Source organism: Arthrobacter sulfonylureivorans, assembly GCF_022637435.1.
In the GTDB taxonomy this organism is placed as follows: domain Bacteria; phylum Actinomycetota; class Actinomycetes; order Actinomycetales; family Micrococcaceae; genus Crystallibacter; species Crystallibacter sulfonylureivorans.
In genome coordinates, this window is sequence record NZ_CP093326.1 from 50,159 (window position 1) to 62,581 (window position 12,423).

Annotated in this window: 13 protein-coding genes; 2 read left to right on the forward strand and 11 right to left on the reverse strand. The window is 67.8% G+C overall.

The window, feature by feature from the left end; translation table 11 throughout:
* Positions 1–114 precede the first annotated feature (114 nt).
* The 3 genes from MNQ99_RS00280 to MNQ99_RS00290 are packed head-to-tail and all read right to left on the reverse strand — an operon-like array spanning position 115 to position 2,009.
* Complete coding sequence (locus MNQ99_RS00280; RefSeq protein WP_127513088.1) at positions 115–972, reverse strand: spermidine synthase; 858 nt, start codon at positions 970–972, stop codon at positions 115–117.
* 3 nt (positions 973–975) lie between these two features.
* Entirely contained in the window at positions 976–1,665 is a 690-nt protein-coding gene (locus MNQ99_RS00285; protein ID WP_241915425.1) for an O-methyltransferase, read from the reverse strand.
* Positions 1,666–1,679: 14 nt separating this feature from the next.
* The gene (locus tag MNQ99_RS00290) at positions 1,680–2,009 is read right to left on the reverse strand and encodes a thiamine-binding protein (protein ID WP_127513089.1); all 330 of its coding nucleotides are present in this window, start codon (positions 2,007–2,009) and stop codon (positions 1,680–1,682) included.
* Between the two features lie 220 nt (positions 2,010–2,229).
* On the opposite strand from MNQ99_RS00290, the gene MNQ99_RS00295 reads away from it, so the two are divergent.
* On the forward strand, positions 2,230–3,180 hold the full coding sequence (locus MNQ99_RS00295) for a zinc-binding dehydrogenase (protein ID WP_127513090.1): 951 nt from the start codon (positions 2,230–2,232) through the stop codon (positions 3,178–3,180).
* A gap of 122 nt (positions 3,181–3,302) precedes the next feature.
* On the opposite strand, the gene MNQ99_RS00300 is transcribed toward MNQ99_RS00295, so the two are convergent.
* From MNQ99_RS00300 to MNQ99_RS00315, 4 genes are all read right to left on the reverse strand, one after another.
* Complete coding sequence (locus MNQ99_RS00300; RefSeq protein WP_241914023.1) at positions 3,303–3,614, reverse strand: AzlD domain-containing protein; 312 nt, start codon at positions 3,612–3,614, stop codon at positions 3,303–3,305.
* Positions 3,611–4,423: an AzlC family ABC transporter permease gene (locus MNQ99_RS00305; RefSeq protein ID WP_241914024.1), complete on the reverse strand. Its 813-nt coding sequence runs from the start codon at positions 4,421–4,423 to the stop codon at positions 3,611–3,613. The genes MNQ99_RS00300 and MNQ99_RS00305 overlap by 4 nt, the downstream gene beginning before the upstream one ends.
* 87 nt (positions 4,424–4,510) lie before the next feature.
* Positions 4,511–6,748: a glycoside hydrolase family 15 protein gene (locus MNQ99_RS00310; RefSeq protein WP_241914025.1), complete on the reverse strand. Its 2,238-nt coding sequence runs from the start codon at positions 6,746–6,748 to the stop codon at positions 4,511–4,513.
* Between the two features lie 77 nt (positions 6,749–6,825).
* A complete protein-coding gene (locus tag MNQ99_RS00315) occupies positions 6,826–7,692 on the reverse strand; it encodes a glycerophosphodiester phosphodiesterase (protein ID WP_241914026.1) in 867 nt (288 codons plus the stop codon).
* Positions 7,693–7,879: 187 nt separating this feature from the next.
* Between MNQ99_RS00315 and MNQ99_RS00320 the strand changes: the two genes are divergently transcribed.
* The gene (locus tag MNQ99_RS00320) at positions 7,880–9,163 is read left to right on the forward strand and encodes a DUF445 domain-containing protein (protein WP_127513249.1); all 1,284 of its coding nucleotides are present in this window, start codon (positions 7,880–7,882) and stop codon (positions 9,161–9,163) included.
* Between the two features lie 36 nt (positions 9,164–9,199).
* Here the strand turns inward: MNQ99_RS00320 and MNQ99_RS00325 are convergent, their stop codons facing one another.
* Genes MNQ99_RS00325 through MNQ99_RS00340 form a run of 4 tightly spaced genes read right to left on the reverse strand, consistent with a single transcriptional unit; the run spans position 9,200 to position 12,314 of the window.
* Entirely contained in the window at positions 9,200–10,054 is an 855-nt protein-coding gene (locus MNQ99_RS00325; RefSeq protein ID WP_241914027.1) for a 5-oxoprolinase subunit C family protein, read from the reverse strand.
* A 2-nt stretch (positions 10,055–10,056) separates the two neighbouring features.
* Complete coding sequence (locus tag MNQ99_RS00330; protein WP_241914028.1) at positions 10,057–10,674, reverse strand: 5-oxoprolinase subunit B family protein; 618 nt, start codon at positions 10,672–10,674, stop codon at positions 10,057–10,059.
* Position 10,675: 1 nt separating this feature from the next.
* The gene (locus tag MNQ99_RS00335) at positions 10,676–11,437 is read right to left on the reverse strand and encodes a LamB/YcsF family protein (RefSeq protein ID WP_241914029.1); all 762 of its coding nucleotides are present in this window, start codon (positions 11,435–11,437) and stop codon (positions 10,676–10,678) included.
* A complete protein-coding gene (locus tag MNQ99_RS00340; RefSeq protein WP_241914030.1) occupies positions 11,424–12,314 on the reverse strand; it encodes a hypothetical protein in 891 nt (296 codons plus the stop codon). The genes MNQ99_RS00335 and MNQ99_RS00340 overlap by 14 nt, the downstream gene beginning before the upstream one ends.
* Positions 12,315–12,423: the final 109 nt, after the last annotated feature.

Here is a 12,423-nt window from a genome sequence, read left to right on the forward strand (position 1 = left end):
GGAGAGCCCGCCGCAAGCGGCTCGCTCCCGGGCCTAATACGGCCGTGGTTCGGCCGTTCGCTTCCATCTTACAAACAAATTCGAGCCGAAGTCATAACGTTCCAGGAAAGGCGGCTAATTGACCGGCGGGTCTTGCCTGATCGCCGATCCTCTGCAAAACTGCTGAATTTTTGCCCCGTCCCACAGCTGTGCGGGCACAGCGCCGTGCAGCAGTTCGCGGATCAGCGCCGGGCCGGTCTCCAGCGGCTCGTCACTGGCGGCGATCACCACGTTTCCGTGCCGCCGGCCCTTAAGCATCGGCGGGTCGGCGATCATCACCAGGTGCTCGAAGACCTCGCCGATGGTCGCCACTTCCTCGCGCGCGCCGGCCAGTTGGGGCGTGTCGCCGCAGTTCACCAGATAGACGCCGCCTGGCGAGAGCACGCGCCGCACCGCCCGGGTGAATTCCAGCGTGGTCAGCGGCTCCGGGGTGGTACTGCCGGAGAAGACGTCACGGATCAGCAGGTCCCTGCTGTCTTCGCTCAGCGATTCGGTCACGGCCCGCGCTTCGCCTACCCTGATCCGCACCAGAGGCGCGCGCGGAATGTCGAACCACCGCCGCACCAGCTCAGCCAGCTTCGCATCAATCTCGACGACGACCTGCCGGGCTTGCGGATAGGCAGCCGCCAGATAGCGGGCCATCGAGCATGCCCCGCCACCCAAGTGCAGCACGCGCAGCTTTTCCCCGGACTCCCAGCGGGATCCGATCAGCGCCGCCATCCAGCGCATGTACTCAAAGTCCAGGCGCAGCGGATCGCCGACCACCACGTGAGAGGACTGGACGCCGTTGATCTTGAGCAGCCAGCTGTCCGCAGATTCAGGTTCGCGGATCAGCTCGGCCATTCCGGAGGAGATTTCGTAGCGTCCTTCGGCCGGCCCGCCGGACGCCTCCGGCTCCCGGGCCTCGTCGGCACGGGTGCTTCGCCGCCCCATCGGCTACTTGACCAGAGCCAGCGCGAAACCGTCCCAGCCCTTGCCACCCACGGTTTGGATCGCGGTGGCATCGAGGCGCTCGTCGGAGCCCAGCAGCGCCAGCGCGTCGCGGGTGCCGCGGATGTCGCGGTCCACGGTACTTCCGTCGCCGCCTTCGGCCAGCACTTGCCCGGAGCGGACCACGTTGTCCACCACAATCAGGCTGCCCGGACGCGTCAGCCGCAGCGCCCACTCAACATAGTTCCGGTTGTTTTCCTTGTCCGCGTCAATGAACACCAGATCGAAAGGCCCGTCGTTCCCGGCGGCCAGGCTCGGCAGCGTTTCCAGCGCAGCACCCACCCGGATGCTGACTTTATCCGCCACGCCGGCGGCCTCCAGATTCCGCCGGGCCACCTCTGCGTGGTGCGGCTCGTACTCGCAGCTGACCACTTCGCCGCCGTCCGACACTCCGCGGGCCAGCCAGATGGTGCTGTAGCCGCCGAGCGTGCCGATCTCCAGCACCTTGCGCGCACCGGTCAGCTTGGCCAGCAGCATCAGCAGCTTCCCCTGCGGGGCGCTCACCTCAATGGCCGGCAGGCCCTCCCGGTCCGCGCTCTCCCGGGCGGATACCTGGGCCTGGTCTTCGCCCACCAAGGTGACGGTCAGGTAGTCCTCGACCGCGGTCCACGCTTCGGCCCGGTCGGCGTCCTGCATGCCGCGCTCGTGGCTCACTTCTGATCCCGCTCGTTGATAGCGGCCTCCAGCCGGTCCACCTTCCCGGTGAGCTCTCCGTAATAGCCCGGACGAATATCCGCTTTGAGCACCAGCGACACCCGTGATCCGTACCGGCCCACGGCTTCGGTGGCGCGCTTGACGACGTCCATGACCTCGTCCCATTCGCCCTCGATGGTGGTGAACATGGCGTCGGTCTTGTTCGGCAGGCCCGATTCCCGGACAATCCGAACGGCCTCGGCAACGGCGTCGTGCACCGAAGCGTCGTGCGGCGCGGGACCGGTCACGGGAACCCCGGAGGGTGCAACAGAGAAGGCAACAAGCATGGCTTCAGTCTTCCACAGGGCCACAGCCAACGACAGGTCCACCGTCACCTGCAGCAATCAGCTGTCCCGTGGACCACACAGGTAGGTGACGCATCTTATATGCAAATGCATAGAAGTTTGACGGTTTGCGGACTACGGTGGAAGTACGGGCCAAGAACAATGATTCCGCCGGCCGGTCCCGCGGAAACAGCCCCGCTGATGCCGAGTCCAAGGAGATCCCATGAAAGCCTGGCAGTTCACCAATACCCACGAGCCCCTCGTACTGACCGAGGTCGACGAGCCGACAGCCGCCCCCAACGGCGTGGTCGTCGACATCAAGTCGGCCGGCCTGTGCCACTCCGACGTCGGCATGCTCGAAGACGAGGGCTGGCTCTCCACGCTGGCCAAGCGCCCCATCACCCTGGGACACGAAGTCGCTGGCGTCGTCACCGAGGTTGGCGATGGCGTGACCGACTGGAAGGTCGGAGACCGTGTTGGTTTCTGCCCCACCACTTCCGCGGGCGCTCCCGGCTACGCGTTCGACGGCGGTTTCTCCTTCAAGGCTGCGATTGATCAGGAGGCGTTGGTCCGTATCCCGGACAATGTCAGCTTCTCGCAGGGCGCGGCCGGCACCGATGCCGGCATGACCAGCCACCATGCGGTGATCGCCAACGGACAGGTCAAGGCGGGCGACAAGGTCGGCATCATCGGCTTTGGCGGCCTCGGCTCGATCGGAGCCCGCGTGGCGGTCCTGGCGGGCGCAGAGGTCTACATCGCCGAAGTCAACGAGAAGGTCTGGGACCAAGCCCGAGAGATCGGCGCCAAGGATGTGGCCAAGTCCATCGCAGACTTCAAGGAGATTGGCCTGGACGTCATCGTGGACTTCGCCGGTTTCGGCACCACCACCGCCGAGGCCATCGAGACGGTCCGCCGCGGCGGTCGCGTTGTCCAGGTCGGCATGGGACGGCTGGAATCCACCATCAGCACCAAGACCCTGATTCTGTCCGAAGTCACCTTGGTTGGCTCGCAGGGCGGCACCAAGGAAGACGTGCAAGGTGTCTACGACTACTTCGCCACCGGCAAGCTCAACCCGACCGTCACCGAGATCAGCTTCGAGGAGATCCCGGAAGGCCTTGAAAAACTCAAGAAGGGCGAAGTCGTCGGCCGACTGGTCGCCAAGATCGCTGACTGACCCCTGACTGCATGATTGACGACGGCGGTGCGCACCGCCGTCGTCAATCGCGCCTTAGGGAGGGACAACAGTCGGCTAAGGCGAGTGACAACGGTCCGTTTAAGCAAGGGCAGCCGCTCCGGCTAGCCCCAACCGGCCAGCCGGAGCAGTGCAGCCGCGGCGGCTCCGGCGATGACCACCACCAGGAAGGGCGCACGCAGCAGCAAGGCGACGGCCGCGGCCAGGAGGGCACAGATCCGGGCGTCAAACACCAACTGCTGGCCGCTGGAGAAAGTGTTGACCACGGTCAGCGATGCGAGCAGGCCGATGGTCATGGTGGCGGCGATGCGGGACATCCGCTGGTTCTTCATCCACTTGGCCGGCACCAGATAGCCCGCCAGCTTGGTCAGGTAGGAGATGGCGCAGGCGATCAGGATCCAGATCCACAGGGTCACGGGGCTTCCTTTCCGTCTGCGCCGTCGGCCGGGCCGCCGTCCTGCCCTGCGGCGCGGCGCTCGGACTCGGCGAGAGTGTGGCTGCCGTCGTGCCCGGCGTACGGTTCGTCGTAGGGCTCGATGTCCGGAGCCATCCCGGCCGGAACCGGTTTGTGCGTGAACCAACCGATGGCCGCCGCTACCCCCGCGGCCACCAGAATGGGCACGCCGCTGGGGACGAAGGGCACGGCCAGGAGCGTCGCCAGGGCGCACACCACGGCGATGGCCGCCGGCTCTTTGCCCTTCAACCGCGGCCAAAGCAGGGCGAGGAAAGCGGCGACCGCGGCCCCGTCCAGGCCCCACTGCTTCGGGTCCCCCAGCGCGTTGCCGGCCAGCGCACCCACCAAGGTGAAAAGATTCCAGAGCAGGAATATGCCCACGCCGGCGGTCCAAAACCCGCGCCGCTGCTCGCCGGGATCCTCCTGGCCGGACGCCGTGGCGGTGGACTCGTCGATGGTCACCTGGGCAGCCAACGGTCGCCGCCAGCCGCGCGGGGAGACCAGCGCATTCATCTGCATGCCGTAGATGCCGTTGCGGATGCCCAGCAAGGCAGAAGCAGTCATCGCGGCCACGCCGGTCCCGCCGCCGCCGATCACCCCGATGAAGGCGAACTGGGAGCCGCCGCTGAACAGCAGCAGGCTCAGCGCCATGGTCTGCCACAGATCGAGTCCGGACGTGACTGAAAGCGCGCCGAAGGAGACCCCGTACAGCCCGGTGGCGATGGAGATGGACAGCCCCACCTTCACGGCCGGGGACTGGAAAAACTTCACCCATCTACAGTAGCCGGGCACGCGGGCGCCGTGCGGGCACAAGGGGGCACCGCCGTCGTCGGGCAGGGAAAGAGCGAGAGGCGCAGGCTACACCGCGTCCTGCGCGTGGCCGTTGATCGCGTCCGCCGCCCGGATCAGGGCCAGATGCGAGAACGCCTGCGGAAAGTTGCCCGTCATCCGTTTGTTCACCGTGTCATACTCTTCGGCCATCAGCCCCAGCTCGTTGGCGTAGCCCATCAGCCGGTCCATCAGGTCGCGCGCATCGCCGATCCGCCCGGAGCGGGCATACTGTTCCACCAGCCAGAAACAGCAGGCCAGGAACGGATGCTCACCCGGCGACAGCCCGTCCACCCCGGAGTCGGTCCGGTAGCGCAGGATCAGCCCGTCCGCGTCCACGAGATCCTGCTCCAGCCGGGCCACGGTACCGAGCATCAGGTCGTCGTCGTACTTCAAAAAGCCCACCTGCGGCAGCACCAGCAGCGAGGCGTCCACCTCGGTGCCGCCGTAGCACTGGGTGAAGGAGTTGATCTCCCGGTTGAAGCCGTGCTCCATGACCTCCTCGCGCAGCCGGTCCCGCAGTTCCGCCCACCGCACGGCTTTGCCATCCAGCCCGTGCTCCCGCACGGCGCGGACGCCACGGTCGAAGGCCGCCCACATCATCACCCTGGAGTGCGTGAAGTAGCGCCGGTCGCCGCGCGTCTCCCAGATGCCCTGGTCCGGCTGGTCGAAGTGCTTCTCGACGTAGTGCAGCATGGCCTTCTGCAGCGGCCAGGAGAAGTGGTCCTCGGTTCCGCCCAGGTTCCGCAGCTTCTCCAGTGCCACCATGACCTCGCCGATCACGTCCGCCTGGTACTGGCAGACTGCACCGTTGCCCACTCGGACCGGAGCGGAGCCTTCATAGCCGGGCAGGTGCTCGATGATGCGCTCCTGAAGATCACGTTCACCGGCCACCCCGTACATGATCTGCAGGTCCTCCGGGTCGCCGGCCACCGCACGCAGCAGCCAGTTGCGCCATTGCAGCGCCTCGGTCTCATAGCCGTGGGTCATCATCGATTCCAGCGTCAGCGCCGCATCGCGGAGCCAGACGTACCGGTAGTCCCAGTTCCGCTCCCCGCCGAAGGACTCCGGCAGCGAGGTGGTCGGCGCGGCAACGATTCCGCCGGTGGTCTCGTGCGTCATGGCACGCAGCACCAGCAGCGAGCGCTTGACCATGCCGTTGTAGTCCCCCTGCGGCGGGAACCGCGAGCACCAGTTCTGCCAGAAGTTCACCGTCTCATCCAGCGCGGCGTCGACGTCGATCATCGGCGGGACCGTCCGGTGGGAGGGAAACCAGCACAGCTCGTAGTCCACCTTCTCGCCGGCTTTGATGGTGAATTCACCCCGGTGCCGGCGCTCCGCGGCGCGCGGCAGATCAACCCCGTGCAGCACCAGCGCGTCCGGCCCGGCAATCGCGACAATCGATTCCTTCCCGGTCTGCTCGTCCTTGACCCGGTTCACCCAGGGGACCACGTCCCCGTAGTGGAACCGCATGATCAGCTCCTGCCGGATCTTCATCTCCCCGGACAAACCCTCGACCCGGCGCACCACGGACGCCCTGCGGTCGCCCACCGGCATGAACTCGGTGATCAACGCTTCGCCCGTGCTGCTCTTCCACCGGGTCTGCAGCACAAAAGTGGACACAACGTAGGTGCGCTTAACGACGACGGCGTGCGGCTCCTCTGCTGCTTCGACGGCGGTTGGCGGACGGTGATGCCTTCCGGTCTGCGGGTGGACCGCCGCCGCGAGCACACCGCCATGGTGCATGGCGTCCGCTGTGGCGGACTGCCCGGTTCCTGAGCCGGCCGCCGACTCGGCCGTGGCACTGGTGGCTCCGGAGGCCCCGGCCACTGCCGTGCCGGCCGCGTCGCCGGATTGACCTGCTTCGCGGGCCGCGTCACCGGGCTGCGCAGCTTCGCGGGTCGCGCGGGCCGTCCCGGCAGCCCTCTTGGCCGTCTCGGTGGCGGACTGCCCGTGGATATCCGGCGTGGAGGAGACCGCTTCGTCGTGTTCCAGGGTCGAGACCGGGGGCTGGTTCGGCTGGACTTCCGCCGGAACGTTGCCCTGTTCGCCCTCCGGGCCGGCGCCCATCGGCGACTCCGTCTGGGGACGCGCTCCGTCCGGGGCCAGCAGCCAGCGGCCGTGTCCGGGGCCGCCCAAGAGCGCGGAGAAAACAGAGGGCGAGTCGAAGCGGGGCAGACAGAGCCAGTCCATGCTTCCGGACCGGGACACCAGCACTCCCGTATGCAGATCCGATATGAGTGCATAATCCTCAATGGGAGATGCCATGCACCAAATAAACCACAAAGACCAAGGTTGCGGCAGTGGCCGCGGGCTGCTTTTCGCCCGCCAGCAGCGGCGGTGGCCTAGACGCGGGCGGTCTCGAGTTGCCGGCGGACCTCGGCCGGGCGGTTGGTCGTAATCTCGCCGAAGCCCAAGTCGCGGCACAGCTTCACGTCCTGCGGATCGTCGACCGTCCAGACGCGGAACTGCATGCCGGCATCCTGCCAGCGGCGGACCAGCGGCAGATGCGAGCGCACATAGTCCACGCCAGGTCCGGCCAGACCCACGCGGTGGTCTTCGATCAGCCCTTCGCCTTCGGACAACGCCCGCCGCAACAGTCCGGCCACGGCGCCGACGGTCAGCTCGCCCATCATCAGGCTGGCTTTGAGCTCCTCGGCGTCGATGTCATCCAGCAGTTGGCAGAGATACTCGCCGGGCATGTTGTCGGCCAGGTACTTCACCGCGTCCGGGTGGAAGCTCATGAAGCTCATCTGGATGTTGTCCAGCCGGGAGGTGTCCGGGTCCCAGCCCTCTGCCATCAGGTACTTGAGCAATTCGTCTTCCAGCTCCTGCCCGTACGGGCTGGGATGCTTGAGCTCCACCGCCAGGCCCAGTGGCCGTCCGGCGCCCCGCATCAGGTCCACCAGATCGTCGAGGGTGACCAGCTGGTCCGCGGTGCCGCCGTATTCGGGCGGAATCGGCACGCCCTTCCACGAACTCACATCCAGCTGCAACAGCTCATCCAGCGTGTAGTCGGAAACGTAGCCGGTGCCGTTGGAGGTGCGGTCCAGCGTGAAGTCATGGAAGCAGACCAGCCGGCGGTCCTTGGTCAGGTGGACGTCGCACTCGATCCCGTCGGCGCCATCGGCGATCGCCTGCAGATAAGCGGCACGGGTGTTCTCCGCATACTGCTCGCTTGAACCGCGGTGCGCGTAGATCCTCTGGTCCATGAATTCACCGTACGCGATGACCGGACAACCGGACCCGCCGTAGGGTTGACTGAAGGGTGAACGGTCGATGATCGTTCGGCGATTCGGCTTCGGAGGCAACATGGGCACTCAGACGGGCGGCGGCGTCGCACCTGACACGGCGGACGGGCGGACGGACGGTCCGAGGGGCGGAAACGCGGCAGAAAACATGCCCGGAAGCGGACCGAACGGGGGCAGCCGGGCCGCTGCTGTGCCGGACAGTGTCCGGGCCGCGGGCCTGCGCCGGATGAAGCTGCTGGCCACCGGGCTGCTGGTGGTTCTGGCCCTGGTCTTCCTGGTCTCCTTCGCACTGCAGGACAGCTATCCGTGGCTGAGCTACGTTCGGGCCGCGGCCGAGGGCGGCATGGTGGGCGCACTGGCGGACTGGTTCGCGGTGACCGCGCTGTTCAAGCACCCGATGGGACTGAAGATCCCGCACACGGCGATCATTCCGCGCCGCAAGGACCAGATCGGGGCGAGCCTGGGCCAGTTCGTGGGGGAGAATTTCCTGGCCGAGGACGTGGTCAAGGCCAAGATCGGCTCGCTCGGGATTACCGCCAAGGCCGGGCTCTGGCTGGAACGGCCGGAGAACACCGAACGGGTCGCCCGCGAGGGAGCCACGGCCATCCGCGGGGCCCTGCTGGTGCTCAACGACGAGGACGTGCAGGCGTTGATCGAGTCGCTGGCCCGCCGCCACCTGTTGGATCCGCCGTGGGGTCCGCCGTTGGGGCGGCTGGCCGAGCATGTGCTGCGCGACGGCCACCACCTGAAGCTGGTGGATCTGCTGCTGGACCGTGCCGCCGACTGGGTGCTGGACAACCAAGAGACCGTGGCTCGGCTGGTCTCCGACCGCTCGCCGACCTGGGTGCCGCAGTTCGTTGATTCGTTGGTGGGCGACAAGGTCCATCTGGAGCTGTATAAGTTCATCCTTGCGGTGCAGGCCGACCCGGACCATCCGATGCGCCGGCAGTTGGACGCTTATCTCAACTCCCTGGCGCAGGACCTGCAGCATGATCCGGAGATGATGGCGCGGGTCGAAGCGATCAAGCACAATGCGCTGGGCGATCCCGAAGTGCGGGCGCTGGCGACCCGGACCTGGGAGACGCTGAAAACCGCGCTGCTGGAGGCTGTGGAAGATCCGCAGAGCGAGTTAAGCCTGGCGTTCAAGCGGGCGGTGGCGGACTTCGGCCACCGGTTGGCGACCGACGCGGAACTGGCGGCCAAAATCGACGGCTGGATCGAGGAGGCGGCGGGGTATCTGGTCCGGACCTACCGTTCGCAAATCGCCAGTGTCATCACCGAGACAGTGGAGCGCTGGGACGCACAGGAGACGTCGCGCAAGATCGAGCTCCAAGTGGGCCGGGACCTGCAGTTCATCCGGATCAACGGCACCGTGGTCGGCTCGCTGGCCGGGCTGACCATCTTCACCGTGGCCACCGCCGTCTTCGGATAGCCGGCCCGTCCGGGCTTAAGCCGTGCACGGCTGGGCTCAGTCGGCCCAGAAGAAGCGGATGCGTTGCCCGGGCCGGGCCTGGGCGAGCAGCGGCAGGTCCGCCGCTGCCACCACGGCCGGCACCGGATAGCCGCCGGTCACCGGGTGGTCGGCGAGGAACACGGTGGGCAGCCCGGACGGAGGCACCTGCACCGCGCCGGTGACCATGCCCTCGCTGGGCAGTTCCCGTTCGCCCACCCGCTGCAGCGGCCGTCCCAGCAGCCGCAGCCCCACGCGGTTGCTGTCGGCACTCACCGTCCAGTTGCCGAGCGCCAATCGTTGGCGGGTGTCCGCCGCGAACCAATCCAGCCGCGGGCCGGGCTGCAACCGCACGGCCACGGTGCCGGAGAGCGGAAGCGGCACCGGCATCCATTCTGACGCGAGGGCGGGCGTGCCGGCGCCGACCCGCAGCACGTCCCCGTCCTGCAATCGCGCCGGGCCCACCCCGGAGAGTAGATCGGTGGCCGCCGACCCCATCTGCGGCTCGGCCACGATGCCGCCGGCCACGGCCAGGTAATAACGCAGTCCGGACGTGGCCACGCCGATCTCCAGCCGCTGGCCCGCCGTGATCCGGAACGGGCGGTAGCGGTCCTTGCTCCCGCTTCCCGCGGCCGACACCTCGCCGAAGGCTCCGGTCAGCGCAACCACCGCGTCGTCGTCGAACTGCAGAACCGCCCCGCCCAGCAGCAACTCCAGACCGGCCGCGGATTCCGGGTTGCCCACCAGCCGGTTGGCAGCGCGCAGGGCCCGGGCGTCCAGCGCTCCGGACGGGCTGACCCCGATGGCGGCATGGCCCGGCCGTCCGAGGTCCTGCACCAGCAGTTCCGGCCCCGTCTTGACCACCGTGATCACGTCTACACCGCCCTGAACCGGACTCGCGTTCCCGGCGCTATCAGCGCGGGCTGCTCCCGCGCGGCGTCCCACAGCCGCGCATCGGTCCTGCCGATCAGCTGCCAGCCGCCGGGCGACGCCGACGGGTAGACGCCGCTGAACTCGCCCGCCAGCCCCACGGATCCGGCGGGCACCCGGGTCCGAGGTTCGGCCAGCCGCGGCACCTGCAGCGGATTCTCCGGGGTCACCAGATAGGCGAACCCGGGGACGAAGCCGGTGAACGCGGCCGTCCATTCGCAGTGCTGATGCCGGCGGACCACCTCGGCCTCGCTCACACCCAGCAGCCGCGCCACCGCCGGCAGGTCCTGGCCCGAGTAGTCCACCTCAAGGGTGACTATGTCCCGGGAGTCTTCGGCGGTGCTTGCCTCGGCGTCGTGCGGTGCCGTTTGTTCCAGCCATTGGCGGACGACGGCGGTGCTCGCCGGGGCCGCGAAGGTCACCAGGATGGTGCGGGCAGCGGGAACCAGCTCCGTAACCCCGGGCGGCGGCGAGGCCGAAAGAGCGGCGTAGTGCGCCAGAACGTCGTCCAGTGCGGGGAATTCGGCCAGCAGTGCGCCCTCGCCGAAGGGCAGGATTCGCACCCTACCGTCCGGATGTCCGGGCGGCATCGGTGAAGGGACGGAGGCTGATGCCCGCCGCGGCCAGCCGCTGCCGGACCAGCCGCGCCATGGCCACCGCCCCGGGGGTATCGCCGTGGACGCAGAGCGAATCGGCCGCGCCACGCAGGGAGAATTCCACCGCGCGGTCGGCAATCTTCTCCAGGTCTTCCAGCAGGTCGCCCGGCTCGCCGCGCGGAATCAGCGTGCCGTCGCTGCGATAGCCGCGGTCCACGAAGGCCTCCCGGAACACCGGCAGCCCCGCACCGGCGGCCAGCTCGAGCACGGCGGATCCGGGCAACCCCAGGATGGGAAGCTGCGGATCGAAAGCGCCGACGGCCTCCACCACTGCCGCGGCCTGGATGCGGTCGTGGACTATCCGGTTGTACAGGGCGCCATGCGGCTTCACATAGGCAATGGGCGTTCCCGCCCCGCGGGCAATCCGGTCGAGCGCAGCCAGTTGGGACGCCACATCGGCAACCAAGTCGGCCGGCGCCACCTCCATGGACCGACGGCCGAACCCTTCGCGGTCCTGATAGGAAACGTGCGCGCCCACCGCCACCTGGTTCTCGGCAGCGCGGCGGCAGCTGGCCAGCATGGTTTCGTCGTCGCCGGCGTGGTAGCCGCAGGCTATGTTCGCGCTGGTGATCAGCGGGAACATCGCGGCGTCGTCGCCCATCAGCCGGCCGTCGACCGATTCGCCGAGGTCGCTGTTCAGGTCGATCCTGGGCCGGTCACTCGCCGTCATGGTCCGCGGACTCCGTGATGGCCTTGTGGCCCTTGCGCCTGAGCACGGGCAGCTTCTCCATCATTTTGGCGGTCAACCGCCCCGGCGCTGCCGGGAGCGCGCCCAGCCGGTACCGGTTTTCGACCAGATCCTCCACCAGGGACATCGGCAGCACCAGCGGCGGTTCGCCGAAGGCCATCCTGGTGGCGCCGATGACGCGCCGGCCCATCACGTGGTTGCCCACACCGCCCACCGCCGCACCAATGCCGAACGGAATGACCCGGCCCAGCATCGCCGTACCCTGCTTGGCCACCAATTTGGCCAGGAAACGCTTCTTCAGACTGTCCAGCAGTGAACTGACCATCCCGGAGGACATGGTGCTGCCCACTGCGTTTCCCCAGGCGCGGGCCGGATTCCCGCCGCGGCCGCCGGCTTGCCCGGCGAACTCCTTGATCAGCGAGCGGCCCTCCTCGCCCATCAGGATGGCCATCACCATCGCCTGCGAGCGCTCTGGGTTTTCCGTGTCAACGCCGTGCAGTTCGGCGATGGACTGGGCGTAGAGCGCCGTGGATTCCAGGAAGCCGACAGTTGCCACCGCCGAGAGGCCCAGCGAGGCCACCGCGGTGATACCGGGGACGACGGCTGTGGCCCCTACCGCCGCACCGCCGGAACTCACCGTTGCCAAATAGTACTTCTCCAGCGTCGCGGCCAGCTCGGCCGGCGTCGCGTCCGGATTCTTGCGGCGCAGCCGGTCCAGATTGGCCAGCACCAACGGCCGCTGGACGTCCAGGGCCCTCATGAAGGCAGTCGTCGTGCCGGGCTTCGGGTTGCCCTGCTTATCGAAGGCCGCATCCGCAGCCACCCGCATGGCTGGATTGATCTTCTGTCCTTTGGCCACAAAACCTCCTGGAACTCTCAGCACCGCGATGGTGTTCCGGCCTTAAGCCTAAATCACAGCTTCCGGGACGTTCCCGCAAACAGCAAGTATGCTGACAATTGCACCGCGT